Annotated in this window: 21 protein-coding genes; 13 read left to right on the forward strand and 8 right to left on the reverse strand. The window is 70.7% G+C overall.

Annotation, left to right across the window (positions count from 1 at the left end):
• Position 1: 1 nt before the first annotated feature.
• Entirely contained in the window at positions 2-688 is a 687-nt protein-coding gene (locus BFN33_RS03690) for an SDR family oxidoreductase (protein WP_069758355.1), read from the reverse strand.
• Positions 689-801: 113 nt separating this feature from the next.
• On the opposite strand from BFN33_RS03690, the gene BFN33_RS55225 reads away from it, so the two are divergent.
• Positions 802-1,428 carry a TetR family transcriptional regulator gene (locus BFN33_RS55225; RefSeq protein ID WP_069758356.1) on the forward strand — a complete coding sequence of 209 codons (627 nt, stop codon included), beginning with the start codon at positions 802-804 and terminating at the stop codon, positions 1,426-1,428.
• 52 nt (positions 1,429-1,480) lie between these two features.
• Here the strand turns inward: BFN33_RS55225 and BFN33_RS03700 are convergent, their stop codons facing one another.
• The gene (locus BFN33_RS03700) at positions 1,481-2,278 is read right to left on the reverse strand and encodes an SGNH/GDSL hydrolase family protein (RefSeq protein WP_079140580.1); all 798 of its coding nucleotides are present in this window, start codon (positions 2,276-2,278) and stop codon (positions 1,481-1,483) included.
• Between the two features lie 459 nt (positions 2,279-2,737).
• Between BFN33_RS03700 and BFN33_RS03705 the strand changes: the two genes are divergently transcribed.
• Positions 2,738-3,406 carry a phosphotransferase family protein gene (locus tag BFN33_RS03705; protein ID WP_069758357.1) on the forward strand — a complete coding sequence of 223 codons (669 nt, stop codon included), beginning with the start codon at positions 2,738-2,740 and terminating at the stop codon, positions 3,404-3,406.
• 39 nt (positions 3,407-3,445) lie between these two features.
• On the opposite strand, the gene BFN33_RS03710 is transcribed toward BFN33_RS03705, so the two are convergent.
• Positions 3,446-4,147 carry a 2-phosphosulfolactate phosphatase gene (locus tag BFN33_RS03710; RefSeq protein ID WP_069758358.1) on the reverse strand — a complete coding sequence of 234 codons (702 nt, stop codon included), beginning with the start codon at positions 4,145-4,147 and terminating at the stop codon, positions 3,446-3,448.
• Between the two features lie 251 nt (positions 4,148-4,398).
• Here BFN33_RS03710 and BFN33_RS03715 point away from each other — a divergent pair, with 251 nt between their 5' ends.
• The 3 genes from BFN33_RS03715 (at position 4,399) to BFN33_RS03725 (ending at position 7,698) form a co-directional block, all read left to right on the forward strand.
• Entirely contained in the window at positions 4,399-4,770 is a 372-nt protein-coding gene (locus BFN33_RS03715; RefSeq protein WP_069758359.1) for a cupin domain-containing protein, read from the forward strand.
• Positions 4,771-5,021: 251 nt separating this feature from the next.
• Complete coding sequence (locus BFN33_RS03720) at positions 5,022-6,143, forward strand: glycosyl hydrolase 53 family protein (protein ID WP_088245267.1); 1,122 nt, start codon at positions 5,022-5,024, stop codon at positions 6,141-6,143.
• 157 nt (positions 6,144-6,300) lie between these two features.
• On the forward strand, positions 6,301-7,698 hold the full coding sequence (locus tag BFN33_RS03725) for a cytochrome P450 (RefSeq protein WP_069758360.1): 1,398 nt from the start codon (positions 6,301-6,303) through the stop codon (positions 7,696-7,698).
• A 72-nt stretch (positions 7,699-7,770) separates the two neighbouring features.
• Here BFN33_RS03725 and BFN33_RS03730 read toward each other — a convergent pair whose 3' ends face one another.
• The 3 genes from BFN33_RS03730 to BFN33_RS03740 form a co-directional block, all read right to left on the reverse strand.
• Positions 7,771-8,436 (reverse strand): YceI family protein, encoded by a 666-nt coding sequence (locus tag BFN33_RS03730; protein WP_069758361.1) that lies wholly within the window; start codon positions 8,434-8,436, stop codon positions 7,771-7,773.
• Positions 8,437-8,543: 107 nt separating this feature from the next.
• On the reverse strand, positions 8,544-10,136 hold the full coding sequence (locus BFN33_RS03735; protein WP_069758362.1) for a cation acetate symporter: 1,593 nt from the start codon (positions 10,134-10,136) through the stop codon (positions 8,544-8,546).
• Complete coding sequence (locus BFN33_RS03740) at positions 10,130-10,564, reverse strand: DUF485 domain-containing protein (RefSeq protein WP_069758363.1); 435 nt, start codon at positions 10,562-10,564, stop codon at positions 10,130-10,132. The genes BFN33_RS03735 and BFN33_RS03740 overlap by 7 nt, the downstream gene beginning before the upstream one ends.
• A gap of 510 nt (positions 10,565-11,074) precedes the next feature.
• On the opposite strand from BFN33_RS03740, the gene BFN33_RS03745 reads away from it, so the two are divergent.
• The 6 genes from BFN33_RS03745 (at position 11,075) to BFN33_RS03770 (ending at position 21,296) form a co-directional block, all read left to right on the forward strand.
• On the forward strand, positions 11,075-12,616 hold the full coding sequence (locus tag BFN33_RS03745) for an acyl-CoA carboxylase subunit beta (RefSeq protein WP_069758364.1): 1,542 nt from the start codon (positions 11,075-11,077) through the stop codon (positions 12,614-12,616).
• A gap of 25 nt (positions 12,617-12,641) precedes the next feature.
• Entirely contained in the window at positions 12,642-14,342 is a 1,701-nt protein-coding gene (locus BFN33_RS03750) for a fatty acyl-AMP ligase (RefSeq protein ID WP_069758365.1), read from the forward strand.
• Entirely contained in the window at positions 14,339-18,274 is a 3,936-nt protein-coding gene (locus tag BFN33_RS03755; protein WP_069758366.1) for a type I polyketide synthase, read from the forward strand. Before BFN33_RS03750 ends, BFN33_RS03755 begins: the two co-directional genes overlap by 4 nt.
• A 22-nt stretch (positions 18,275-18,296) precedes the next feature.
• Positions 18,297-19,220, forward strand: a complete 924-nt coding sequence (locus BFN33_RS03760; protein ID WP_069758367.1) for an alpha/beta hydrolase family protein — start codon at positions 18,297-18,299, stop codon at positions 19,218-19,220.
• Between the two features lie 122 nt (positions 19,221-19,342).
• Positions 19,343-20,575, forward strand: a complete 1,233-nt coding sequence (locus BFN33_RS03765; protein ID WP_069758368.1) for a CdaR family transcriptional regulator — start codon at positions 19,343-19,345, stop codon at positions 20,573-20,575.
• A 79-nt stretch (positions 20,576-20,654) separates the two neighbouring features.
• A complete protein-coding gene (locus BFN33_RS03770; RefSeq protein WP_069758369.1) occupies positions 20,655-21,296 on the forward strand; it encodes a cutinase family protein in 642 nt (213 codons plus the stop codon).
• Between the two features lie 188 nt (positions 21,297-21,484).
• Here BFN33_RS03770 and BFN33_RS03775 read toward each other — a convergent pair whose 3' ends face one another.
• The gene (locus BFN33_RS03775) at positions 21,485-23,197 is read right to left on the reverse strand and encodes a hypothetical protein (RefSeq protein WP_069758370.1); all 1,713 of its coding nucleotides are present in this window, start codon (positions 23,195-23,197) and stop codon (positions 21,485-21,487) included.
• 97 nt (positions 23,198-23,294) lie between these two features.
• Positions 23,295-24,254: a helix-turn-helix transcriptional regulator gene (locus tag BFN33_RS03780; RefSeq protein WP_069758371.1), complete on the reverse strand. Its 960-nt coding sequence runs from the start codon at positions 24,252-24,254 to the stop codon at positions 23,295-23,297.
• Positions 24,255-24,458: 204 nt separating this feature from the next.
• Between BFN33_RS03780 and BFN33_RS03785 the strand changes: the two genes are divergently transcribed.
• Both BFN33_RS03785 and BFN33_RS03790 read left to right on the forward strand, forming a co-directional pair.
• Positions 24,459-24,836 carry an ANTAR domain-containing protein gene (locus BFN33_RS03785; RefSeq protein ID WP_069758372.1) on the forward strand — a complete coding sequence of 126 codons (378 nt, stop codon included), beginning with the start codon at positions 24,459-24,461 and terminating at the stop codon, positions 24,834-24,836.
• Between the two features lie 210 nt (positions 24,837-25,046).
• Positions 25,047-26,216: an alanine--tRNA ligase-related protein gene (locus BFN33_RS03790; RefSeq protein WP_069758373.1), complete on the forward strand. Its 1,170-nt coding sequence runs from the start codon at positions 25,047-25,049 to the stop codon at positions 26,214-26,216.
• Position 26,217 lies beyond the last annotated feature (1 nt).

The raw sequence follows: 26,217 nt of genomic DNA on the forward strand, positions 1-26,217 counted from the left end.
GTCAGGTGACGAGGAGACCACCGTCCATGTGCAGGTCGTGGGCGTTGATGCCGGTGTTGCGGAGCAGGAACTCGGTGGCATCGGCGATCTCGGCCATGGTCACCAGCCGTCCGATCGGCGTCTGGGCCGAGTGCGGCGGATTGGGGACGTCCCGCCACTTCGGGCTGTCGCCGATCAGGCCCGGGTGCAGGGCGTTCACGCGATGCGGGGCGATCTCCACGGCGAGGGTCCGCACCAGGCCGGTGATCCCGGCGTTGAAGGTACTGACGATGGTCGAGCCGGGGTACGGGCGTTCCTTGGCGAGCCCGCCGAAGAGCACGACGGAGGCGCCGGGGTTGAAACGGTCGCGCAGCACACGGACGGTCTCGGCGTAGCCGACGAGCTTCATGGTCACCGCCGCGACCGCATCGGTGACGTTGAACTCCGCCAGGGAGTTCGCCGCTTGGCCGACCGCGGTGATGACGACGTGGTCGACCTCGGTCACGTCGGCCAACGCGGCGCCGATCGTCTCCGGTTGGCCGAGGTCGAGGGCCAGCCCTCGGGTGCCGGCGCCTATCCGGGCGGCGGTGGCCTCCGCCCGCGCCTTGTCCGTGCTGGTGATGACGACGTCATCGCCGCGGTCGGCGAAGTGCCGGGCGATCACTCCGCCCAATCCGCCACTGCCGCCTACCACGAGTGTTCTGGTCATACGGTGACCGTCCTTCAGCTTCCGGTTGGGCGCACCCAACTCTTAATATCCGTTTGGATATTAACCATAGCGGCACCGGCCCACGACGCTTCGGCCAGAAGTACAGTGATCACATGGAAGAGGGCACCGCGAAAGACCGGGAAGAGCCGGGGAGTCCGCCACGCAGGCGCCGACGGGATCCCGAGGGACACCGGGCGGCCATCCTGGACGCGGCACGCCACGCCTTCGCCGAGCGCGGCTACGCCCGCACCACGCTCAGGGACATCGCCGGCCGGGCCGGTGTCACCCACGGCCTGATCACCCGTCACTTCGCGTCGAAGGAACGGCTCTTCCTGGCGGCGGTACCGGGCAACCGTGATCTGGAGCAGGTGGCGGCCGGGGACCCGGCGACGCTGCCCGACCGGATCGCCGACGCCTTCGTACGGCGGATGGAGACCGACGCCGTGGGCGACCCGCTCGTCGCCCTCGTACGAGGTGCCGCATCCGACGAACGCGCTGCCGCCGACCTCCTGTCCGCGATGCAGGAGCGCAGCGCCGCCGTCTACCGGTCCGTGCTCTCCCCCGAAGGGCCGGCGGCTCGGGACGACGACCTGGACGCTCGGGTGGCGCTCGTGGGATCCCTGATGATCGGGACCACCTTCAGCCGCTACATCGCACGAACCGACCCGCTCGCCTCGATGCCGCCGGAACAGCTCACGGCACATCTCACACGGATGCTGCGGCACATCCTCTTCGACTGAAGCTCCGCCAAACGCTCGACGCCGGCCGCGAGAGTCGGCATCACGGGGGCCTTCACAGCTGATCGGCGATCGCGTCCGCCACAGCCCGCATGCCGTCGCTGTTGGGGTGGAACGCGCCCATGATGCCGGAGCGACTCAGGCGCTCGGGAAGCCCGGTGACCCAGGGGTGGGGCGAGCCCAGGGCATGGTCGCGACTGCGCAGCCCCATGGCGACGAGTTCGGCCCCGGTGTCGGTGGCGGCGCGGGTGAAGACGTCGGTGACCTGGCCGCCGAGGCGGCGGAACTCTTCCAATGTCGTCTCGTCGAAGGGGGTCGCGCGGCCGTAGCCGGTGTCCGGTCCGACCACCGTGAGGTAGTCGACCAGGATCACACGCGCGTCTCCCGCTCTGCCTCGGGCCTCCTCCACGACCCTCGTGAGACCGGCCGCCGCCCGGTCGATGTCCGCTTCCGACGGTCGCGGCACACCGTCCCGGCTCAGCATCGTGCCCAGCGGGCGGGAGAGGCGGCCGGAAGAGAGACGGCCGGCCAGGCCCAGCCGGACCATGCTGCCGATGTACTGGAGGTCGTTGCCGCCGACCGTGACCGTCACCAGGTCGGCGTCCGTGGGCAGACCGTCCAACTGGGGTGGAAACGTGTGGAACCTGACGCGTTGGGGCGTGGAGGTGATCGTCTCGGTGGTGGCTCCGCTCACGGTGAGGTCCGTGAGTGCGGCACCGAGCCGTTCGGCGAGCAGCTGCGGATAGTTCCGGGCGGAGCGGTGTGCTCTTCGGTCGGCGACCGGCTCGATGCCGGGACCCGCCGCGTACGAGCTGCCCAGCGCGGCGATGCGCCGGATGTGTCGTGCCGTCATCGGGACTCCCTCCTCGGGCTGTTGGACGTGCCAGGGCGACGGCATGCGCGAGAACGGTCGTCGGCCGGAACGCGGCGTTCCTCGAAACCATCGCACGCCTGCCGCTCGTCCTCCCCAGCGACCACACCACGCGGGGCCGGTCCACGTCCCGCGCCAAGCAGTCCAGGGTGCCCTCGTCGTCCAGGGATTGGACGGACGCGACCAAGCGAGCGCCGTCGGGAGCGAGGGCCAGGTCGGTCAGGCGCGGTTGTTCGACGAGATGGTGGTGGATGGGGCTCGGGGCGTTGGCCATGGTGATCAACCTGCCCAGATGGGAGTGGGTTCCAGACTCGTCCGCTCTGATTTTCGGCCCGAGCAGTGGCTTCGTGCGAGACAAGGCCTGTGCCCGTACGACATGGTGCGCGAGAGAGGTCGGGGTTGGTGTAGGCGCAGTGCGGCACCGTGAACGATGCTCGGTGGATGCGCCCGTTGAAGCACGGCTACACCAACCGCACCGTCGGCGACGGATCGGTGGTGGAGAAGACCTACGAAGGGCCCGATGCGGGAATCAGGCGTACGCGGGAGTACGCGTTGTTGACCCGGTTGCAGGGGAAACTGCCTGTACCTCCGGTGCGTGGCCTGGACGACGGGGTCCTCACGCTCGGGTTCGTGGCCGGTGCGCCGGGCCAGGAACTGGTGGAGGCGGGTCACGCGGCACAGGTCCTGGAAGCCTGCGGGGCGCTCCTGCGTCGCATCCATGAGACCGCGCCGAGCGTCCTCGGGGCGGGCGCGCACGATGCCGGCAAGGTGCTCGTCCACGGGGACTTCGGGCCCAACAACCTGCTCCTGGACCCGGTGTCCTTCCAGGTCACTGCCGTGGTCGACTGGGAGTTCGCTCACCTTGGTGACGCGGTCGAAGATCTGGCCTGGTGCGAGTGGATCGTACGGATGCACCACGCGGAGCACCATCGGGAGCTCGGCCACTTCTTCAGCGCCTACGGCGGGGCTGTGCCCGCGTGGCCGGTTCGCCGGGCCGCCATGCTGGCCAGGTGCGCCGACCTGGAGCAGTTCTGTCACCGAGCGGATCCGAACGGTCCAGGGGTGAGGCAGTGGCAGGCGCGTACCGCCGAGACAGCAGGCTGGCAGTAGTAGACGGGGCAGGCCCATCCACGGGGCACCACCGCACCGTCAGAGAGAAGCCCCGGCGCTCGGCGAAGGCACTGCGTAGGGACGCAGCACCATGAGCGAGTCCTCCAAGGTCGCCACCATGGCGAAAGGGAACCGGTCGAGCTCAAGACAGAGTGCGACGTCGTCGGGATGGACTCCTTGACGCACGCCCTCCCTCAGCTCGGCGGCGGCGCGCGACTTGCCGGCGCGGCGGAGGAAGTCGACTGCGTCCGTCGCAGCCCCGGTGGCCCTCCGAGCGATGTACTGAGCGCAGGCCAGGTCCTCGTCGGCGTGTCCGTCCTCGCCGGTCACCACGAAGGTGACGTCGGCGCACTCGCGTGTCCGTAGGAGTCGAGCCGTCGCCCCCGCTACGACGAAACTCGCGCACAGCACCAGCGACGCATCCTTGACCGCGAGGGCGCCGACCGTCCCGGCCGTGGTCTTCTGCACGACGGTCCGGCCGCCGAGGTCAAGGGAGCGCAGCAGGCCAGGCGAGTTGACGGTGTCGAACCCGGGCGCGGGCGGACCGTCCTTGAGCGCCACCCAGTCCGGGTGGCGGCCCTTGAGTGCCAGTGCCTCGTCCAGCGACTCGGCAAGAACGATCTTTTCCGCCCCCTGGGCAAAGGCCCAGGCAGCCACAGTGAAAGCACGCATGACGTCGACCACGACGGCCACGGGCGGGGCGTCGACCAGCTCAGCGATGCCAAGGAAACGAGCGTCCATCGGGCCATGATCGCGCATGCACGAACCGAAGTCCCCCGGAAAGCAGGACGCCCGCCGCTGGGCTCAACGGCCCGATCAGCGCCGACGTCCGATGCACCACAGCAGGAGGACGCCGGACGCTGCCGGTCCCCCGACGGCGGCGAAGTCGTCGAAAGAAGCGGCCGCGCAAGGAACGTACAAGACTGACCGAGCCCGGGCCCGACAGGCTGGTGACACCGGTCGGTTGCCCGGCCCATGAGGAGGGATCCCCGATGTCCAAGTCTGCCGTTCCCGTCAATCTCGCCGACAAGCTGGCGCAGTTCAGCGAGCTGTGGTCGCAGAAGAAAGTGGCGGTGCTCAACGACTACGAGGTCAAGCTGGCCAAGCTGAAGGGGGAGTTCGTCTGGCACACCCACGAGGACACCGATGAACTGTTCCTCGTCATCAGCGGGCGGCTCACCATCCAGCTCAGGGACGGGGACGTGGTGTTGGGACCTGGCGAGTTGTTCGTCGTTCCCCGCGGAGTCGAACACTGCCCCCTGGCAGACGAGGAGACCGCGATCCTGTTGCTGGAACCGGCGGGAACGATCAATACCGGTGACGCCGGGGGCCCGATGACCAAGGCAGCCGAGATCCTCAACTGACATACAGGGCGTGGCGTCAGGCCGCGCACTACGGCACAGGGGCGCCCGCATCAGCAGGCGCCCCTATGCCGTAGTGCGCGGCCACCGCCTTGCACAGAAACTGTGTACGTACACAATCCAGCATCGCACTCGACACCTCTCTAACCTCGTAGAAATGCTGCCGACACATGTATTTACAGCGTCATCAGCACCTCCTACTGTGAACGTTCACGGAAATCATCCACATGGTCATGTCAGACAAGGAGGTCGGGATGACCGTCACAGGTCCGCGCCGCCTCGTGAGAGCCGCCATGCTCCTGGCGGCCCTCGCCCTGCCCGCATCCCTGCTCACCGCGCCCACCAGCGCCTCTGCCGCCGGCTCGCTCACGATGCTCGGTGCCGATGTGTCGACCGCCCAGCGCGCCCTCGACCTCGGTGCCAAGTACTACGACGCGAGCGGCACCGCCAAGGACCCGCTGGACATCCTCAAGGGCCTCGGCGTCAACTACGTCCGCCTGCGGGTCTGGAACAACCCCGCGAGCGGTTACAACAACAAGGCCAAGGTGCTGTCGTACGCGAAGCAGGCGAAGGCCAAGGGGCTCAAGCTGCTGGTCGACTTCCACTACTCGGACACCTGGGCGGACCCGGGCAACCAGAACAAGCCCGCGGCGTGGGCCGGCCACAACATCAGCCAGCTGCAGACCGACGTCTACAACTACACCTACGACGTCTGCAACAGCCTCAAGTCGCAGGGCACCACCCCGGACAGCGTGCAGATCGGCAACGAGATCAACGTCGGCATGCTGTGGAACGAGGGCAAGGTCGTCAACAACGACTTCACCAACCTCAGTCTGCTGCTCAAGTCGGGCTACAACGCGACCAAGGCGTGCAACAGCGGCACCCAGGTGATCATCCACACCGCCGACGCCGACAGTGACGCCAACGCCCGCTGGTTCTACGACGGCATCAAGGCCAAGGGCGTCAACTGGGACATCACCGGGCTGTCCTACTACTGCCCGTGGCACGGCACGATCGCCAACATGGGCAGTGTCGTGGCCGACATGAAGTCGCGCTACGGCAAGAACGTCATCATCGCGGAGACGGCGTACCCGTTCACCTCGGCCAACGCCGACAGCACCGCCAACTCCATAACGACCGGCTGCTCGGGCTATCCGCTCAGCTGGCAGGGGCAGGCGGACAACTTCACCGCCGTGCAGAACGCCGCCCGCAGCAACGGCGCGATCGGGGTCTTCTACTGGGAGCCCACCTGGTACGCGGTGACCGGCAACGGATGGGACCCGGCCGACATCAGCAACAGCGGCAACGGCTGGGACAACATGGCCGTCTTCAACTGGACCGGCAATGTGAACCCGAACATCAAGTGGGCCCCGTAGAAGGTGACTTGAACCAGGAACGGCACCGCCGCCGGGCGGTGCCGTTCGTCGTCCCTCCGGCTTCCCGGAGCGCCGGGGCGATAATCACCCCCCGCCATGAGGGCAGCGCAGCGGGTCACATTACTCTGGCGTAGCGCCTGACCGAGGGAAGGAAGCCATGGGGGTCCAACTGGACAGCGGAGCGGCAGCCGGTCACGGGTCGCTGGAGTCGATGAGTCTCGAACCGCTCATGACCCGCGACTACGAACGGGACCCGGCGATCGTGTACGAGCGTCTGCGCCGGGCGCACGGCCCGGTCGCGCCGGTCGACCTGCTGGGAGTGCCCGTCTGGCTCGTGCTGGGCTACGAGGAGGCGTTCCAGGTTCTCCGTGACGACCACGCCTGGCCGAAGGGGCTCGAGAACTGGCGGGCGCGGCGGGAGGGGCGGCTGCCCGAGGACTGGCCGCTCGCGCCGTCGCTGGACGTCAACCATGTGCTGATCCAGGGCGGTGAGGGCTACCGGGGCCTCCGGGTGGCCTGGGACACCGCTCTCCGGCCGTTCCAGGACCCCCGGCATCCGGTGGCCAAGCGGCTCAAGGCGAGGATCACCCGTGACGCCGACGAGCTGATCACGCTGTTCTCACAGGGCGGGCGCACGGGGTGGGCCGATCTGTCGGCGCAGTTCGCACGGCCGTTGCCGTTGATGGTGGCGAGCCATCTGCTCGGCTTCCCCGGCTCGCAGCACGACGACGCGCTGATGGACATGTGGCGGGTGCTGGACGCGGGACCGGACGCGGGGCCCGCGCTGGAGCGGCTGCTGGCGACCCTGTCGGAGCTCGGCGCGTGGAAGATGAAGCAGCCCGGCGACGACTTCCCCTCCTACCTGCTCGCCTCCCATCCCGGGCTGAGCGTGGAGGAGTTGTCGCGCGAGCTGATGATGCTGCTCGGGATGACCTCGGACCATGTCGGCATCCTGATCTCCAACACGGTCGTCGAGGTCATCACCGGGAACCTGCCCGCGAGCGCCAGTCTGTCGGCGGGGTTGATCAGGGAGACCATGAACCGGGTGGTGATGCAGAAGCCACCGCTGATCAACTTCGTGCCACGGTTCCCGCTGACCGACATGCGGCTCGGCGAGTACACCATCGCGGCGGGCGATCCGGTGTGGGTGTCGGTCGGCGCCGCGCACGCGGACCCGGCGTTCGCGGGCAAGGTCTGCCCGGAGTCGACCATCAGCACGCGGGCCCACCTGTCCTGGGGCGCGGGCCCACGCCAGTGTCCGGCCCGGGAACTGGCGGGCGGAGCGGCGGCGATCGGGGTGAGCAGGCTCTTCGAGCGGCTGTCCGGGCTGGAGTTGTCGCTGCCCGTCGACCAACTGCCCTGGCGCTCCTCGCCGTTCATGCGAGGTCTGCGGTCACTCCCCGTGCGTTACACCCTCTCGGACGCGGCGGCCCTGCCGGTGCCCCCTCCCCCGGCTCTGCCCGCGCCGGTCGACTCGGCTCCGGCCGACGAGTCCGCCGTACGGCCGCGGTCGTCGCTGTGGCGCTACCTGGCGGGGCTGGTGCGCGGGCGCTGACGGCCCCGGGAACACCGGAGCGGGCCACGGACTCCGACGAGTTCGTGGCCCGCTCTTCGCGGTAGGGCCGGGTCAGCCGGCCGGAGGCGTGCGGATCGCGGCGATGTCGAACTGGAGGCGTACTTTCTCGCTGACCATGGCGCCGCCCTCGGCGAGCCTGGTGCTGTAGGTCAGGCCCCATTCGGAGCGGTTGATGGTGGTGGTGCCGTCGAAGCCGGCCCGTTGGTAGCCGAACGGGTCGGTGACATGGCCTATGTAGGTGAGTTCCAGGACCACGGGGCGGGTGGTCGCCTTGATGGTCAGGTCGCCGCTCATCCGGTACACGTCGGGGCCGACCGCCTCCACGGCGGTGCTGAGGAACCGCATGCGCGGATAGGTCGCGGCGTCCAGGAAGTCGCGGCCCACGAGGTGGCCGTCGCGCTGTTCCACACCGGTGTCGACGCTTTCGGTGGCAATGATGATCTCCGCCTTCGAGCGGGACGGGTCGCGGCCGTCGAAGTAGAGGCGGCTCTGGTACTCCAGGAACGCCCCGCGCACGGTGGTCACCATGGCGTGACGCACCGAGAAGCCGATCCTGCTGTGTGCGGGGTCGATGGCCCATTCCCCGGTCAGGGCCGCCAGTCCAGGATCGCGAAGGACGGCTGTGGCAGTGGCCGACGACCCGGTGGGGGGCTGAGTGACGGCGGGTTCCGTGCGGTCCGCGCGACGGAACGGGGTGCCACGGTTGAACAAGTTCATACATCACCTAATTACTGCACGGGCGTTGTTGCCGCAAGCCATGATCTGCCGTCGACGAAATATCCACGTATTCGTCACACGATTCGCGAAAGGTGGCGGGAAATAGGCTAGTCGGCCCCCACGAGGCTGCGCACTTCGAAGTCCTCGTACGTCTCCTTCGTTTCCGGAGGGCTGAGTACCGAGCCCAGCCAGCCGAGGAGAAAGCCGGCCGGGATGGAGACGATTCCGGGATTCTGCAAGGGAAACCAGGCGAAATCGGCGTCCGGGTAGAGCGAGGCGGGGGCGGAGGAGACGACCGGGGAGAAGACGACGAGGAGGACCGAGGTGAGCAGGCCACCGCAGAGACTGAGAAGGGCGCCCTGAGCGGTGAACCGCCGCCAGAAGAGGCTGTAGACGAGGGTCGGGAGGATGGCGGAGGCGGCGATCGCGAAAGCGAGGAAGGCGAGGGTCGCGGAGTTGGCCCCCCAGGAGATCAGGGCGAGCGACATGCCGAGGACGCCGATGACGGCCGCCGCGAGCCGGGCCACGGCCAGCTCTTCCGTCTCCGTCGCCCTGCCCTTGCGGATCACCTCGCCATAGAGGTCGTGGGCGAGCGAGGAGGCGGCGGCCAGGGTGAGACCCGCGGCGACCGCGAGGAGGGTGACGAAGGCGAGACAGGACAGCAGGGCGGTCAGGACGGCGCCGCCCAGTTCGTGCGCCAGCAGCAGCACGGCCGCGTTCCCCGTGCGGTCGTTCTCCGCGATGGTGTCACTGCCCAGGACCGCGGTGGCGCCGAGGCCGAGGATTCCGGCCGCCAGGCAGACGAGGCTGACCAGGCCCATGGCCCACACCACCGAGGTGCGCAGGACGTCGACCGACTTCGGGGCGAGCAGGCGCATCATCACGTGCGGGAGAGCGGCGAGACCGAGCACGATGGCCAACTGCAGGCTGAAGAAGTCGAGTTTGCTGGTGGCGCTGGCTCCGTATCGCAGTCCGGGTTCCAGGAACCGTACGCCCTGCCCGCTGTTGTCCGCGGCGGCGGCGAGCAGGTTCTCGAAGTTCCAGTCGAAGCGGTGGAGCACCATCACGCCGGCCACGGTGACACCGCAGATGAGCATGACCGCCTTGACGACCTGGATGAAGGTGGCGCCGGGCATGCCTCCGATGGCGGCGTAGACGATGACGACGGTGCCGATGACGATGACGCACAGGGTGCGGGTGGCGGCGCTCGGTTCGCCGGTGAACTGGGTCAACAGGGCGACGCTGCCGACGAGTTGGGCGACGAGGTAGAGGGTGGTGACGGCCAGCGTGCACAGGGCGAGGGCGAGGCGGACCGGCCGCTGCATACGCGTCAGCCGTACCGCCAGGGTGTCGCCGAGGGTGAACTTGCCGGTGTTGCGCAGGGGTTCGGCGATCAGCAGCAGGACCATCATCCAGGCGACCGCGGTGCCGCACAGATAAAGCAGTCCGTCGTAGCCGGTCAGGGCGACCAGGCCGGTGCTGCCCAGGAGGGTCGCGGCCGACAGGTAGTCGCCGCACATCGCCAGGCCGTTGCGCAGCGGGGACATGGCGCGGTTGCCGAGGTAGAACTCGCCGATCTCGTCGCGCTGTGGTGCGGTGAGCAACGCGGTGAACAGGGTCACCACAACGACGGACAGGAAGAGCACGAGCGTCAGCTGCAGGCTGAGGCGGTCCACGACGGAGGCACCGAGCGTCACCATGGGCGGTACTCCTCACCGCGGGGGGCCGTGCGTGCCTCGAAGGCGGCGCGCTCGCGTTCCGCGCTCGCGTGGTGGCGGACCAGCCCGCGCAGACCGCGGACCACCGGGGTGACCCGGGTGCGCATGTGCACGAGGTAGCGCCACACGATCACGCCCATCAGCACGAACTGCCCGAGACCCAGCGCCAGTCCGACCGTGAGATGGCCGCTCACGGAGGTGTTCATCAGGCCGGGTGCGAAGCTGGACAGCAGGACGTACAGCAGGAAGCCGCCGACGGCGACGGCCGTGGCCCGGACTCCGAAGCGGCGGTGGCCGCGGCGCAGCGACTGAAACGCGGGCTCGCGGAACACCGATGGCCGGTCCGCCGGTTCGGGGCCCGTTTCGTAGGGGGGCGGCGGCCCGCCGAGCCCCGTGGAGTGCCGTGACACATGCACCTTCTTTACTGCCGCGCCGCTCGATGCATCAAAGGCATGCCGGAGTCGTGCTCGTGCGGTCTTGTGGGGGGTTCGTGAATCTTGAATTCACGTGATTCGAATTCGTGCTTGACGACAAGCCCGGTAGGGCGGTCGGCCGGGGAGTCGGGGGTGGCGACGAGGCCAGGACCGGGATTGTTGCAGTGCCCCCGTTGAACTATCAACCGGCCGGTCGAACCGAATCGGGGAACTGACTCATTCACGTGCGTCGATACTCGTCCGCGCCATCCCGCGGCCTGCGAAAAGGCCGAACTCCGTAATAGGTCTGCACCTTCCCTCCGGCCAGGTTGTCTCAAATGCAGTGCACAGGGGGCGTTCCGCGTCGCGCACAGGTCCTTGTCACTCACGGACTAAGGCCGGCCCCTCGGGACTCACCTCGCGCAAACAGCACGGCGTTGGGCTCGGCGCGCCGTGGCGGCGCTGCCATATTCGAAGGCCACTTCGGAGGTGGCTGTGACACTAGAGGTGACGACGACACGTCTGCCGGACCGCACCGCCGACCGCGTCCTCGCGCTCGAGGCCCGCCGGGCACAGGCCGTGGCGGGTAACGGACCGAGAAGACGCGGCAAGTTCAGTGCCCGGGAGCGGATCGACCTGCTGCTGGACCCCGGCTCGTTCACCGAGACCGGTCTGTTCGTACGCTCCCGGCCCACCGGGGACGGTGCCCGTCGTCCCTACGGGGACGGGGTGATCACCGGGTGCGGCACGATCGACGGCCGTCCCGTCTGCGTGTTCGCCCAGGACTCCACGGTCTTCGGCGGCAGCATGGGCGAGGCCTTCGGCGAGAAGACCGTGGCCCTCATGGACCTCGCCCTGCGGACGGGATGCCCGGTCATCGGGCTCAACGACGGTGGCGGCGCCCGCATCCAGGAGGGTGTCGTCTCGCTCGCCCTCTACGCCGAGCTGGTGCGCCGCAACGTCCAGGCGTCCGGGGTGATCCCGCAGATCTCCGTCGTCCTGGGCCCGTGTGCCGGCGGTGCGGCCTACTCCCCCGCCATCACCGACTTCACCGTGATGGTGGACGGCGCCTCGCACATGTTCGTCACCGGCCCCGACGTCATCGAGGCGGTCACCGGGGAGCGCACCAGCGCCGAGGAGCTGGGCGGCGCCCGCACCAGCAACTCCCTCAACGGCAACGCCCACTTCCTCGCCGCGGACGAGGCGGAGGCCCTGGACACCGTACGGGAGCTGCTGTCGTACCTGCCGGCCAACAACCTGGAGCGGCCGCCGCAGTACGCTCCCCTGCCACCGCCCGCCGACGTGCCGCTCGACGAGATCGTGCCGGACCGGCTCGGGCAGGCGTACGACATGCGGGACATCCTGCGGGCGGTCGTCGACGACGGTGAGCTCCTGGAGGTGCAGGAGCTGTTCGCGCCGAACATCATCTGTGCGCTGGCGCTCGTCGAGGGGTCGCCCGTCGGTGTCGTCGCCAACCAGCCGTCGCACGCGGCCGGTGTGCTGGACATCGACGCCTCCGAGAAGGCGGCGCGGTTCGTACGGTTCTGTGACGCGTTCGGCATTCCGCTGCTGACCTTCGCCGATGTGCCGGGTTACCTCTCCGGGGTCCGGCAGGAGCAGGCCGGGATCATCCGGCGCGGCGCCAAGCTGCTGTACGCCTACGCGGAGGCGACCGTGCCGAAGGTGACGGTGGTGGTGCGCAAGGCGTACGGCGGCGGGTACGCGGTGATGGGCTCCAAGCACCTGGGCGCCGACATCAACCTCGCCTGGCCCACCGCACGGATCGCGGTGATGGGCGCCGAGGGTGCGGTGGGCGTCCTGCACCGGCGTGAACTCGCCGCCGCCGAGGACCCCGAGGCGCTGCGGGCCCAGCTCGTGGACGCGTACGAGAGCACGCACGGCACGCCCTACCTCGCCGCAGAGCGCGGGTACGTCGACGCCGTGATCGCCCCGCGCGAGACCCGTGACCACATCTGCCGTGCCCTGCGCGCGCTGCGCGGCAAGCGCTCCCCGATGCCGGAGCGCCGGCACGGCAACATCCCGCTCTGACCCGCCTCGCGAGGAGACCTGCCCGATGGACAACCGCCGTCCCCCGCTCGCCCCCGCGTTCCGGAGCCTGCCGGAGTACGTACAGCACTGGGCCCGAACGAGCCCCGACCGCCGGGCGTTCACCTTCGTCGACCATCCCGCCCCGGATTCGCGGGGCGTCCACCGCACGCTGACCTGGCGCCGCCTCGACGTGCGAATACGGGCGGTGGCCGCCCGGCTCGCCGAGGAGGCCGAGCCCGGGGCGCGGGTCGCCCTGCTGTGCCCCCAGGGGCTGGAGTACGTCACCGGCTTCCTGGCGACGCTCGCCGCCGGCCTCATCGCCGTACCGCTGTATCCGCCCGGTCTGCCGGGCCAGGGGGACCGGCTCACGGCGGTCCTGGCCGACGCGCGGCCTTCGGTCGTCGTGACGACGAGCCGGCACCTGGGTGAGGTACAGGAGTTGTGCGACCGGGTCGTCGCCGTGGACCAGGTCCCGGACGCCGCCGCGGGAGACCTGGAGCCGGTCGGCTCGGAGGTCGCCTACCTCCAGTACACCTCCGGTTCGACTCGCACCCCGGCGGGTGTGGAGATCAGTCACGCCAATGTCGTCGCCAACGCCCGTCAGGCGCTGGGCGCCTACGGCGCCGATGCCCATCCGGTGACGTGCGTGGGCTGGCTGCCGCTGTACCACGACATGGGGCTCGTTCTGAGCATCGCCGCCCCGGTCGTGCGGGGGCTGCTGTCGGTGCTCATGGATCCGGTCGCCTTTCTGCACGAACCCGCCCGCTGGCTGCGGCTGTTGGCCGCGCATCCGCGCGCGCTGAGCGCGGCGCCCAACTTCGCCTACGACTACTGCGCCTCGGCGGTGACCGACGCGCAGAAGGCGGAGCTGCGGCTGGACGGGATCGTCGCCCTGATCAACGGCAGTGAGCCGGTCCGCCCCGGCACGGCCGACAGGTTCCAGGCGGCCTTCGCGGGTCAGGGGCTCGTCGCGCAGACCCACTGTCCCTCGTACGGGCTCGCCGAGGCGACCGTCTTCGTCAGCGCCGCCCGGCCCGGGGAACCGTTGCGGCGTTTCGCCCTGGACCGGGACGCGCTCGCCGAGGGGAAGGCGCTGCCCGCCCGGCCCGACGACCCCAGGGCCGTGCTGCTGGCGGGCTGCGGCGTCCCGGCGGGGCAGCAGGTCCGTATCGTCGATCCCGTCTCCGGCGACCTTCTGTCCGAGGGCGAGGTCGGTGAGATCCAGGTGCGGGGCCCCAACGTGGGCCGCGGCTACTGGAACCAGGAAGAGCAGACCCGGCGTGTCTTCACAACCGACGGCCGGCTGCGCACCGGTGACCTGGGAACGGTCCTGGAGGGGCAGTTGATCGTCACCGGTCGGCTGAAGGACCTGATCGTCGTCGACGGCCGCAATCACTATCCGCAGGACCTGGAGGCCACCGTCCAGGACACGCATCCGGCTGTCCGGCGCGACCGGCTCGCCGCGTTCGGGGTCGCGGGCGGCGCCGGTGAGCGGGTGGTCGTGGTGGCCGAGCACACGCGGACCACGAGCCTCGCCGAGATCGACGTACCGGCTCTGGTACGGGCCGTGCGCGCGGCCGTTTCCGGACGGCACGGGGTGCGCCTCGCCGACGTGCTGCTGGTCCCGCCGGGCACGGTGCCGCGGACGTCGAGCGGCAAGGTGTCGCGGGCGCTGACACGTGAACGCTATCTTGCGGGTGCCTACGTGGCGGACGGCGCCGCGTGAGGGCCGTGGACGCGGGTGCGGTTCGCCGCCTGGTCGCGGAGCGGGTCGCCGCGTGGACCGGTACGGCCGTCGCGGAGGTCGCGATGGACCGGCCGCTGGCGGATCTCGGCATGTCCTCGCGGGACGGGGTCGTGCTGGCCGGGGAACTCTCCCGGCTGACGGGACGGGAGCTGCCGGCGACGCTGCTGTGGGAGGCGCCCACCGGGGAGGCTCTGGTGGCGCACCTGTGCCGCATACCATCGCCGACCGTGCCGCCCGCGCCCGCCGCGGTGGCTCCTCCCTCGGAGCCCGTCGCGGTCATAGGGCTCGGCTGCCGCCTCCCCGGCGGCGTGCACGGCCCGGCCGACTACTGGCGGCTGCTGACCGACGGCGTCGACGCGATCGGACGGGTCCCGGAGGACCGTTGGCGCGACTTCACCCCCTTCCCGCCCGAGGACGCGCTCCCGTACGGCGGCTACCTCGACGACATCGCCGGGTTCGACGCGGACTTCTTCCGGATCACCCCGCGCGAGGCCGCCGTGATGGACCCCCAGCAGCGGATCCTCCTGGAGGTCGTCCACGAGACCCTCGCCCATGCCGCCGTCCCCGCCGCGTCCCTCGCGGGCACGGCCACCGGTGTCTTCGTCGGCGTCTCCGCCCCCGAGTACGGCTCGCTGACCGGCGCCGACCCGGCGGCCGTCGATCCCTGGGCGCCGGCGGGCGGTGCGCTGAGCGTGACCGCGGGCCGGCTGGCGTATGTGCTGGACACCCGTGGGCCGAGCATGGCCGTGGACACCGCCTGCTCCTCCTCGCTCGTCGCGGTGCACCACGCCTGCGTGAGCCTGCGCACGGGCGAGAGCGACACGGCGATCGCCGCGGGCGTCAATCTGCTGCTCTCCCCCACCGTCACCGTGGCGTTCAGGCGGGCGGGCGCTCTCGCGCCGGACGGTCGGTGCAAGCCGTTCTCGCCGGACGCCGACGGCATCGGCCGCGGTGAGGGCTGCGCGGCGGTGCTCCTGAAGCGGCTGTCCGACGCCGAGCGGGACGGCGACCGGGTGCTCGCCGTCATCCGCGCCACGGCCGTCAACTCCGACGGCCGCTCCAACGGCCTCCTCGCCCCCAACCCGGCCGCCCAGCAGGCCCTCCTGACCACCGCGTACGCCCGTGCCGGACTCACCCCCGCCCACGTCGACTACGTCGAGGCGCACGGCACCGGCACCCTGCTCGGCGACCCGATCGAGGCGGGCGCGCTCGGCGCCGTGCTCGGTGCGGGCCGCGATCCCGACCAGCCGCTGCTCCTCGGCTCGGTGAAGTCGAACCTGGGGCACCTGGAGTCCGCCGCGGGCATCGCCGGGCTGGTGAAGACGGTGCTCGCCCTGCACCACGACGTCATCCCACCGTCCCTGCACTGCTCCGAGGGCAGCGCCCTGGACGACGTTCGGCTGCGGGTGGTGTCCGAGGACGAGCCGTGGCCGCGTTACGGCGGCACCGCCACTGCGGGGGTCTCCGGGTTCGGGTTCGGCGGCACCAACGCCCATGTGGTGCTGGAGGAATGGCGACCGGGCGTGCTGCCCGCGCGACCGGGCGAGGAGCCCGGGGCCCGGCTCCATCTCCTGTCCGACGTGGACGAGGAGCGGCTGCGGGACACCGCGGCCCGGCTCGCCGACTGGCTGCGGACGGCGGCCGCGCATCCCGCCGACGTGGCGCGCACGCTGGCCGGACGGACCGGCCGCGGAGGGGTGCGGGCGGCGGTGGTCGCCCGGGACCGTGCCGAACTCGCGGACGGGCTGGACGCGTTGGCGCAGGGGCGCCCGCACGGGCGGGTCGTGACCGGTGAGCGTGATCTCGTGGGACCGGGCCCGGTGTGGGTGTTCTCCGGGTACGGCAGCCAATGGGTGGGAATGGGACGCCGGTTGCTGACGGAGGAGCCCGCCTTCGCCGCCACCGTGGAGAAGCTCGACGCGGAGTGCGGGCTGTCCCTGTACGACCGTCTCACGTCCGGGAGCGAACTCGACCGGCTGGAGGCGGCCCAGCCCGTGATGTTCGGACTCCAGGTGGCACTGGCCGAGTTGTGGCGTTCCTACGGCGTCGAGCCCGCCGCCGTCATCGGCCACTCGCTGGGCGAGGTGGCCGCCGCGGTGTGCGCGGGTGCGCTGGACGTGGCGGAGGGCGCCCGGATCGTCACCGTACGGGCCGGGCTGCTCAGCAGGCTGCAGGGCGGGGCCATGGCGGTCGTCGACCTGGACGACGGTGAACTCGACGCCCTGGACCGGGACTTCCCCGGCGTGCATGTCGCCGTTCACTCCTCGCCCGGGCAGAAGGTCGTCACCGGTGAGGAACCGGCGGTGGCGCGGCTGGTGCGGTGGCTGGAGCGGGAAGGGCGGGCGGCCCGGTCCATGCGGGTCGTGGGTGCCGGGCACTCGCCCCAGGTCGAGCCGCTGCTCGCGGAGCTGACCGAGGCCTTGGCCGACGTCGGAGGCAGAGCGCCTCTCGTGCCGGTCTACTCCACCGTCCTGGACGACCCGCGCGGCGACTGTGCCTTCGACGCCGCTCACTGGGCCGCGAACCTGCGGCGGCCCGTACGGCTGGACCGGGCCGTCGCCGCGGCCGCCGCCGACGGCCACACCGCTTTCGTCGAGATCTCGCCCCACCCGGTCCTGGCCCGGGCGATCACCGACAACCTGCCCGGTGCCCTCACGATCGGCACACTCCGGCGGGAGGCCGACGGATGCGCGGACTTCCTCACGCAGGTGGGGACCTTGTACTGCGCGGGCGGACGGCTGCCGCTGCCGCCGGGACGGGTCGTCGATCTGCCCGCGCCGCGCTGGAAGCACACGCGGCACTGGTGGTCGGACGGGCGGGGGGTGTCGCCCGCGAAGGCGCCCACTAAGGCGCGGACGCAGGTACCTGAGGACATCGAGGACACCTCCGTCGCAGCCCGTCTGTGCCACCACATCGCCACGGTCACCGGCCACCCCACCGGCCGGATCACGCCCGCCACCGCCTTGGCCGGCCTCGGGCTCGACTCGCTGATGGCGGTCCGGGTCCGCACGGCCGTCGAGCGCGAGTTCGGCGTCGAGCTGCCGCTGCGCGACCTGCTCGGCGCCACCACGGTCCAAGAGCTGGCCGACCGTGTCCTGCCGGGGCCGGTACGCCCGCTGCACGTCACCGGCGGGCGTCCCCCGCTCTTCCTCGTGCACGCCGCCGGCGGAACGACCGACGTCTACCGGGCGCTGGCCGAACGGCTGGGCGAGGAGCTGTCGGTGTACGGTCTCGAACGCCTCGAAGACGCCCCCACGGTGACCGAGAAGGCGCGCCGCTACGCGGAGGCCGTCACAGCCGTCCACCCCGACGGGCCGGTCCTGCTGGGCGGTTGGTCCTTCGGCGGCTTCGTCGCCCAGGAGACCGCGCGGCAACTGACCGCGGCGGGGCGGGACGTGGACCTCGTGGTCCTCATCGACTCCGTACGCCCCCTTCCCCAGCCGGAGCGGACACCGGCCCAGCGGCTGCGCGCCCACTTCGAGGGGTTCGCCCGACACGTCCGCGACGCCTACGGAGTCGGGCTCGAGCTGCCGTACGACGACCTCGTCGCCATGGACGACGACGGCGAGCGCATCGACACCGTGCTGGAGATCCTGCGCGCGTCCGCCGACGTGCCGCCCGCCGCCCTGGAGCACCAGCGCTCCTCCTACCTGGACCTGAGGATCGGCGAGGCCCACCGGCCGGGCCGGCACGACGGGCGGGTGGTCCTGTACCGGGCCACGGAACCCGCCCCGCACACCGTGCGTGACCCCGCCTACGAACGCGACGACCAGTCGCTGGGCTGGGACGAGGTGTGCCCGCGCCTGACCGTCGTACCGGTCGCGGGACACCATCTGTCGCTGCTCGACCCGCCGCACGTCGACGAGATCGCCGCCCGTCTGGGGCGCGAGCTCGCCGACGGGACCCGCTGAACGTGATCCGAGGAGAGCCGCCATGCACCGTCGCACCACCGGAGTGTCCCGACGTACCGTCACCAAGGCCGCGGCCGGTGCCGGTCTGGCCGTCCTGTTCGGCGCCCGGACCGCCGCCGCACTGGGGTCACGCACCGTCGACGTGTCCGTGTCCTCCGCCGCCCTGGGCCGCAGTGCGCCGGTGCGGCTGATCCTGCCGTCGGGCTTCGGCTCGCAGCCCACTCGTACCTACCCCGTGCTGTATCTGCTGCACGGCGCCCACGACGACTACACGTCCTGGACGCGGGAGACGGACATCGAGGCCTTCACCGAGGGCCGGGACCTGATCGTGGCGATGCCCGACGCGGGGCCCACCGGGATTCCCACCGCCTGGCGCGGCGGGCCCGACTACGAGACCTTCCAGCTGAAGGAGGTTCCGGCGCTGCTCGCCCGCGACTACCGGGCCTCCGGTGTGCGGGTCGTCGCGGGGGTGTCGACCGGTGGCTACGGCGCCATGGCGCACGCGGCCCGGCACCCGGGCACGTTCACCGCGGCGGCCTCCTACAGCGGGATCCTCGACACCATGGCGCCCGGTGTCCCCACCCTGATGGACGCCATCGTGGCCCGCGAGAACCTGGTGCCCACGTCACTGTGGGGCAATCCGTTCCTGAACCTGCTCACCTGGCTCGACTTCAACCCGCGCAACCGGGCCGCGGGACTGCGCGGCACCGCCCTGTACGTCTCCAGCGGCAGCGGGCTGGCGGGAGGCACGGGTGACTGGCTGCCCGAGGCGCTGGAGAGCGCCCTGTGGCCCCCAGCCCACAGCTTCACCGACGCGCTCGCGCTGCAGCGCATCCCGGTCACCACACACTTCTACGCAGGAGGAGGGCACAGCTGGGCCTACTGGAAACAGGAGTTCACCGCGTCGTGGCCGTTGCTCGCCCGGGGACTGGGGGTGCCGCAGTGATGTCGGTACCGTCGGGTCACGGAACGCAACGCAGGGGTCGTCCGTCCAACACAGGACTTACCCCTCGCCCCACGGGAAACAGCCCGCGGGTGAGCCGCTTCCGGGTGAAAGGAGGGCCCCCCTTGGCCACCCCCGCCCCGCACGGCGTCCCGGAGGGCCGCGGCGCCGCCGCGGTCCCGCCCGACCTGGCCGAACTGCTGCGCGCCCAGCTGGAGGAGGTCGCCGACGAGGTCGAGGAGGAGGTCCGCCGGCAGGTGCCCGAGTACGCGCGCCCGGCCGACGGAACCTACCGCGAACACCTCAGAGCCGGTGTGGTGCAGGCGCTGACCCTGTTCGTCGACCACATCGCCGACCCGCGCGGCCGCGGGGACGCGATCGCGGCGACGTACTACGAACTCGGGCGCGGTGAGGCCCTGGAGGGGCGCAGTCTGGACGCGTTGCAGTCCGCGCTGCGGGTCGGCGGGCTGCACGCCTGGCGCCTGATGGGCCGTACGGCCGAGCAACTCGGCCTCGACTCCGCGGTGATCACGGCGCTGGGCGAGCTCGCCTTCCGCACGGTGCACGAGGTCGCGGAGGCGGCTGCGGCCGGGTACTCCGAGGCCCGCTCGCAGAACACGGACGAGCTGGAGCGGCGCCGCAGACGCCTGCTGGACCTGCTGCTCGGCGAGGGGCCGATCGCGCCGGCGGCGGTGCAGGACCTGGCGCACGGTGCCCGGTGGTCGGTGCCCACGCGGGTCGCTGTCGTCGCGCTCGCGGCCACGCCGGACCAGCGGGACGAGGAGTGGCCGCTGGCCGCCGCGGGGGCACTGGTGGACATGGAGTCGCGGCCGCCGCGGATGCTGATCCCCGACCCGGACGGCTCCGGGCGCTTCGGGGGCCGGGCGTTCAGCCTCGCGCTGCGCGGGCGGCCGGCCGCGATCGGGCCGACGGTGCCGCTCGCCGAGGCCGCCCAGTCGCTGCGCTGGGCCACCCGGGCGCTGGGGTTGATGGGACGCGGAATCCTCCCCCGGCAGGGGGTGGTGCGCTGCGCGGACCACTTGTCGACCCTGCTGCTGCACAGCGACGAGCCGATGCTCGACCAGCTGCGGGGGCGGGCCCTCGCACCGCTCGAAACGGTGTCGGAGGGGCAGCGCGAGCGGCTCGCCGAGACGCTGCTGGCGTGGCTGCTCAGCGGCAGCAATGTGCCCGACGTCGCCGCCCGTCTTCATGTCCATCCGCAGACAGTGCGTTATCGGCTGCGTCAGCTGGAGAAAGTATTCGGCGATGCCCTGCACGATCCAGGGGCGCGTCTTGATCTCATTCTGGCACTCACCACCGCACAAAAGAACGAGGAATTACTGAATTCCCGTCCATAACACCTGTCACCGCCAAGCGAATACGTTCGGGACATCCTTTCCACAGGCGTTTCACACGCCCCACCCGCAAAGGACCCCCATGCGTATTCGCTTGTACCTCGCCGCGCTCTCGCTGGTCGGCGGGGCCGGTGTGGCCACCGTCTCGGCACCATCGGCATCCGCCGCGGCCTGCTCGGACATCGACGTCGTCGCCGCTCGCGGCACGTTCGAGCCGGGCAACCTCGGCCTGATCGTCGGCGACCCGGTGTACTCGGCACTCCAGAAGAAACTCACAGGCAAGAATGTGAGCAGCTACAAGGTGAACTACCCCGCGGACCTTTCCCTCACCTCGGCCGCGCAGGGCAACGCGGACCTGGTGAACCACGTGAACAGCCAGGCGTCCGCCTGTCCGAATCAGCGTTTCGTTCTGGTGGGCTATTCGCAGGGCGCGAACGTCGTCGACAACTCCATCGGTATCAGCAGCGCCGGTGCGGTGGTCGGCAGTCCCATCGTCGCCACCATTCCCGCCGCGCTGCAGTCACGGGTGGCCGCGGTGCTGCTGTTCGGCAATCCGATCCGGGCGATCGGCAAGAGCGTCACCGGCACGTACCAGAGCCGCACCATCGACTTCTGCGCCAAGGGCGACCCCGTCTGTGAGGCGGGCGGCAACGACACACTGGCGCACCTCGGCTACACGGCGAACGCCGACGCGGCGGCGACCTTCGCCGCGGGCAAGGTCTGACCGACCGCATGTGGCAGGGCCCGGGAGGAGTTTCCCTCCCGGGCCCTGCCACGTGTCTGGACACCAGTTCGGGCCGGCCGTTGTTTGGACACCGCAGGCGAGCAGTCCGTCGCCCGCGAGGTCTGAGCGACAGCGCACGGAAGAGCCCGGGAGGAGCTTGCCTCCCGGGCCCTTCGCATGCCCTCCGGCTATCGGGGAGTGCGGGCGAACTCCGTCAGAGCGGTGGACACCGGCTCGGGCCGGCCGTTGTTCTGTACCGGCGCCGCGGTCAGCACGTCGAGGTGCTGGTAGCCGTCCGCGATGACGGGGTGCAGGTCGGCCGGGGTCCGACCGGCGAGCAGTCCGTCGCCCGCGAGGACCGTGAGCGTCGGGTTGGCGGTGAGCCCGTCCGGGTGCACGACGAGCCGCTTCACCTGCGGGGAGGTGGCCAGTTCGAGGTCGGTGACCAGCTTGGTCGGGAAGTACTGCTCGGTGAAGTCCAGCGGCTGCCCGGCCATACTGCGCGCCAGCTCCTGGATGTCGGTGACCTCCTTGCCAGCCGCGGTGAACGGCGTCCCGTCCGACGACCGGTACCCCGGGTCGTCCGGATCGCCGACCCGGTCGTGGTCGCGCCAGGTGTAGAGCGGACCGTGCGGCTCGGCGGGAATGGCCTTGTACTCGGTGCCGAAAAGGCCCGGCTGCGACGAACTGCCGTTGGCCGCGGGGAAGTTCTTGTCGGTGATGGGCCCGCCGTCGAAGAAGCCCACACTGCTCTGGAGGAACGCGAGCGGGACGGACTGGTCGTCCATCAACGAACCGAGGATCGCCTCGTTGGTGAGCCGGAAGTCCTTCACCGCGGGTGAGCCGCTGAGGAAGGTGGCGGTGTCCTTGGAGAACAGGAAGCGGTTGGTGGCCTCGATGTTGGTGTTGGCGGGCAGATAACGCGGCAGGTCTGCCTCGCCGCCCGGATCCTGCAGGGCACCCACGCCCGCGATGGCGAGCAGGGTCATGGTCTCGGGGTTGAGCAGGACGGGCGCGGACAGCGAGCGCGGGAGCAGTCCGCTGTCGAGTCCGGCCTGGACGACGCCGTAACCCAGGCCTACGTCGGGCAGGTTGGTGTCGTCCGGGATGCTGCCGCTCAGGTCGCCGAGCGAGGTGGAGACGGTGGTGTCGAGGGCGAAGTAGCCGGCGCACTGGTTGTGTCCGGCGTCGGCGGTGGTGGCGGGGTCGCCGTCGAAGTCGGCGGCGGCGAAGTACCCGGTGATGACACCGCCGAGTGAGTGGCCGCCGCACAGCACCTTGTCCTTGCGGACGGCCTGGTCGGGCAACTCGGCGGCGAGCAGGGTGTATTCGTCGCGCACGGTCTGCTCGATGCCGAGTTTCGCCATCCATCCGAGCTTGTCGTTGCCGACGAACCCGGCGAAGGTGCGGCCCTGAACCTGTTTGCCGCGGTAGTAGTAGTCGACGGCGGTGTGCTGGTCGCCGGAGGCGATTCCGGTGCGGTCCTCGAGGCAGTTGGAGCGTCGGTCCAGGGCCCAGAACTCGATGTGCCGACCCTGCTCGGCGGCGCGGGTCACGGTGTTGCGGGCGACGCTGTCGAAGGCTCCGGCGCCCTCCAGGATGCCCGGTTGCGCGACCAGGACCCGATCGGCGTCGGCGGACGACGCGGGCCCCGACGAGGACCGGTAGCGCAGATACGACAGCCAGTCGCACGCCGCCGGACGGGCCCCGAAGGACGCCGGCAGGGGTGCCTTCACGCGTACGACGGTCTCGGTCACACCTCCGCTCGTCCCGACAGGTGTCTCGGTTCTCGCGCTGTCCGCGGACGCCGACGGGGTGAACGCCCCGGTGGTCAGCAGCACCGCCAGCGCCGCGACACGTAGCATCCTCGGGGTTCTTCCTTTGCTGCGACTCGTGTTCATGCTTCGGACCGTAGGGCTGCGCGGGCACGGCTCTCCGCGGTTGCTCACAAGAACGCAGGGCCTGGTGGACGCTTTGTCACCAGCCGCAGAGACGACCTCAGCCGTCGTGCAGGGTACGGCGCGGCGAGCGGTCGTAGGAGTGCCGGTAGAGGGTGGCGAAGCGGCCCGGGTGGTAGAAGCCCCAGCGGGCGGCTATGTCGGTGACCGTGGCCCCGTCCTCGGGATCGGCGGCCGCCAGCTCGTCGTGCGCGTGGGACAGACGGACCTGCCGGACGTACGCGAGCGGGGTGCTGTCCAGGTGCCGGCGGAAGGCGTACTGCAGCGCGCGGACGCTGAGGCGGGCCGCCTGCGCGATCTGGGCGACGGTCAGGGGCCGGTCGGCGTGGTCGTCGATGTAGGAGAGGGCGCGGCGCAGGGCGGCGGGGTGGGCGTCCTGGCGGTCGGGGCCGGTGGGGTCGGTGGACGCGGTGTTGGGGAAGGTGGCCAGGACGGCCGCGGCCAGGTGCTGGGCGGCGGTGGAGGCCACCAGCGGCTCGTCGGCGACGGCGGCGTCCGCCAGGACGTGGTCCTGCACATAGCGGATGGTCGCCCGCAGCCGGGCGCCCGCGGCGGGGCTGAGCGGTCGGTGCCCCGTGAGCCGGACCGGTTCCGGTCTCCGGGTGTCCGCGGTCGCCGCGACCTGGGTGAGCAGGTCGGTGTCCAGCATGGTGAAGTTGTAGCGGGCCGCGTGGACACGGCCCGCGTAGGACAGCTCGGGCGGGGCGAAGGACACGACGTCGCCGGGGCCGAAGGAGTCCGAGACTCCTTGGTAGACGTGGTCCTCGATGGTGCCCTCGTGGATCACGCACAGGCAGATCCGGCCCAGCGGGGTCACGGCGTAGCTCATGTCGAAGTCGAAGTCGACCTCGTCGACGCTGACCGAGTCGATGGCGCTGCGGTGGATCCGCGCCCGGCTGCTGTCCGGGGTGCCGTTGCCGATGCGCATCCTCGCGTAGGCATGGTTGAGGAACTCCTCGGTCCGATCCAGATCGTCGCTGTCGAACGTCAGCGTCTCCATCGCGCCAGGGCCTCCCACTCTCCGCTCCTCATGCGCACGTACCCGCGAATGTCGCGATGCTGCCCGACAGCGTTTCGTTTTCTGTCCTGCTCGGTCACAAGGTGTGCGTCCGGTGGCTCGTCGCGGGTGGGCCCATCCGTCCAGGCTGGAGGGATGGCGACCGCGGAAGTCGCCGGGCACCAGAGGAGAGGGCGACAGGGCTGCATGACGCAACGCGAAGAGCTGGTTGAGAAGATCGAAGAGCTCCAGGAGGAAATCGCCCAGCTCCGGCAGGCCCTCGTCTCTCACGCCGTCGTCGATCAGGCGATCGGGGTCGTCATCTCCCTCAGCGGTCTCCGTCCCGACCAGGGGTGGGAGGTCCTCAAGGCGGTGTCCCAGCGCACCAACACCAAGCTGCGGGACATCGCCCAGCACGTCGTGCGCTGGCCCGACCTCGGCAGCCTTCCGGCGGAGCTCCGCCCGGCACTGCGCATCGCGCTGGCCGATGCGCGCGCGACGCACGGCGGCCGGTCGCTGATACGGCAGCGGCAGGAACAGCGGTGCACGGTCTACGGCGGCGCCCCCTCCGGGAAATCCGAGTGACGAGCGGGGACGCCTGTGCGTACCGTTGACGGTATGGAGATCAGCAGCCGTACCCACACCGCAGCCGCGCGAGCGACCAGCTCGCCGGCTGCCGACGCCTGATCTCCCCCACTTCCCGGCGGCCGGAAACGGACCGCCGGTGCAGGACCTCTGGTCGCCGTCTGTTCCCCGCGGTCGTTTCCGGTCCCACGAGACCGAAGGACCACTGCCATGGACACGGACCGGACCGTACGCGTCTTCACCGACTTCTACCGCGAGCGCGGACACCACCTGATCACGGGCAGCACACTGCTGCCACCGCCCGGGGATCCGGTGCTGTTCACCACCTCGGGCATGCATCCGCTCACCCCGTATCTGGAGGGCCGCCCCCATCCCCGGGGCAGCCGCCTCGTCAATGTGCAGCGCTGTCTGCGCACCACCGATCTCGACGAGATCGGGGATTCCACCCATCTGACGGTGTTCGAGATGCTCGGCTCGTGGTCGCTCGGCGACTACGGCCACTCGCAGAGCCTGCGCTGGGGCCACGAGCTGCTCCGTGACGGTTTCGGCATCCCCCCGGAGAGACTCCATGTCACGGTGTTCGGCGGTGACGAGCAGGTGGGCCCCGACCTCGAATCGCTGCGCACCTGGCAGGAGTCGGGCGTGCCCGTGGAACTCACCCGGGACGACAACTGGTGGTCCAACGGGCCCGTCGGCCCGTGCGGCCCCGACTCGGAGATCTTCGTGTGGACCGGCGACACCCCGCCCCGGGGCACCCCCACCACGGACCCGCGGTGGGTGGAGATCTGGAACCACGTCGTCATGCGATACCGCCGCCTCGACGACGGCTCCCTGCGGCCCCTGGAGCGTCCGAGCATCGACACCGGCATGGGGCTGGAGCGCCTGGTCACCGTCCTGCAGGGCCGTCACTCGGTCTACGAAACCGACCTGTTCGAGCCATGGATGCGACTGCTGCCTCCCCTGTGGAGGCTCGACGAGCCGTCGCTGCGTCTGGTCTGCGACCATCTGCGCTCCGGTGTCGTCGTGATCGGCGACGGCGTACGGCCGTCCAACACCGGCCGCGGTTACGTCCTGCGCCGCGTCGTCCGCCGCCTGCTCACCACCCTGCGGCGCGACGACCCGTCCCGCACCCTGTCCGACCTGCCGGTGGAGCTCCTCCAGCACACGCTGGACCACTTCCGTACGAGCTGCGGGACAGGGCTCGTCCGTGACGTGCTGCTGGAGGAGGAACGCCGGTTCGACAGGCTGCTGGAGCGGGGGCGGCGGCTGCTGTCCGGGCCGCGGTACCGGGGGCCGCTGGGCGAGGAGGACTACGAGTACCTGCACGACACCCACGGCCTGCCCCGCGACCTGGTTCTCAGCCTGCGCCGAGAGGAGTGAG

Origin of the sequence: Streptomyces sp. LUP47B, assembly GCF_001746295.1 — a bacterium.
In the GTDB taxonomy this organism is placed as follows: domain Bacteria; phylum Actinomycetota; class Actinomycetes; order Streptomycetales; family Streptomycetaceae; genus Streptomyces.

Excerpts from the sequence above, each read along its gene's own strand:
- BFN33_RS03720 (WP_088245267.1), top strand. The coding sequence starts at position 5,022 with ATGACCGTCACAGGTCCGCGCCGCCTCGTGAGAGCCGCCATGCTCCTG.
- BFN33_RS03780 (WP_069758371.1), bottom strand. The coding sequence starts at position 24,254 with ATGGAGACGCTGACGTTCGACAGCGACGATCTGGATCGGACCGAGGAG.
- BFN33_RS55225 (WP_069758356.1), top strand. The coding sequence starts at position 802 with ATGGAAGAGGGCACCGCGAAAGACCGGGAAGAGCCGGGGAGTCCGCCA.
- BFN33_RS03775 (WP_069758370.1), bottom strand. The coding sequence starts at position 23,197 with ATGAACACGAGTCGCAGCAAAGGAAGAACCCCGAGGATGCTACGTGTC.
- BFN33_RS03715 (WP_069758359.1), top strand. The coding sequence starts at position 4,399 with ATGTCCAAGTCTGCCGTTCCCGTCAATCTCGCCGACAAGCTGGCGCAG.
- BFN33_RS03750 (WP_069758365.1), top strand. The coding sequence starts at position 12,642 with ATGGACAACCGCCGTCCCCCGCTCGCCCCCGCGTTCCGGAGCCTGCCG.
- BFN33_RS03730 (WP_069758361.1), bottom strand. The coding sequence starts at position 8,436 with ATGAACTTGTTCAACCGTGGCACCCCGTTCCGTCGCGCGGACCGCACG.
- BFN33_RS03760 (WP_069758367.1), top strand. The coding sequence starts at position 18,297 with ATGCACCGTCGCACCACCGGAGTGTCCCGACGTACCGTCACCAAGGCC.
- BFN33_RS03705 (WP_069758357.1), top strand. The coding sequence starts at position 2,738 with ATGCGCCCGTTGAAGCACGGCTACACCAACCGCACCGTCGGCGACGGA.
- BFN33_RS03735 (WP_069758362.1), bottom strand. The coding sequence starts at position 10,136 with ATGGTGACGCTCGGTGCCTCCGTCGTGGACCGCCTCAGCCTGCAGCTG.
- BFN33_RS03725 (WP_069758360.1), top strand. The coding sequence starts at position 6,301 with ATGGGGGTCCAACTGGACAGCGGAGCGGCAGCCGGTCACGGGTCGCTG.
- BFN33_RS03690 (WP_069758355.1), bottom strand. The coding sequence starts at position 688 with ATGACCAGAACACTCGTGGTAGGCGGCAGTGGCGGATTGGGCGGAGTG.
- BFN33_RS03790 (WP_069758373.1), top strand. The coding sequence starts at position 25,047 with ATGGACACGGACCGGACCGTACGCGTCTTCACCGACTTCTACCGCGAG.
- BFN33_RS03700 (WP_079140580.1), bottom strand. The coding sequence starts at position 2,278 with ATGACGGCACGACACATCCGGCGCATCGCCGCGCTGGGCAGCTCGTAC.
- BFN33_RS03785 (WP_069758372.1), top strand. The coding sequence starts at position 24,459 with ATGACGCAACGCGAAGAGCTGGTTGAGAAGATCGAAGAGCTCCAGGAG.
- BFN33_RS03770 (WP_069758369.1), top strand. The coding sequence starts at position 20,655 with ATGCGTATTCGCTTGTACCTCGCCGCGCTCTCGCTGGTCGGCGGGGCC.
- BFN33_RS03710 (WP_069758358.1), bottom strand. The coding sequence starts at position 4,147 with ATGGACGCTCGTTTCCTTGGCATCGCTGAGCTGGTCGACGCCCCGCCC.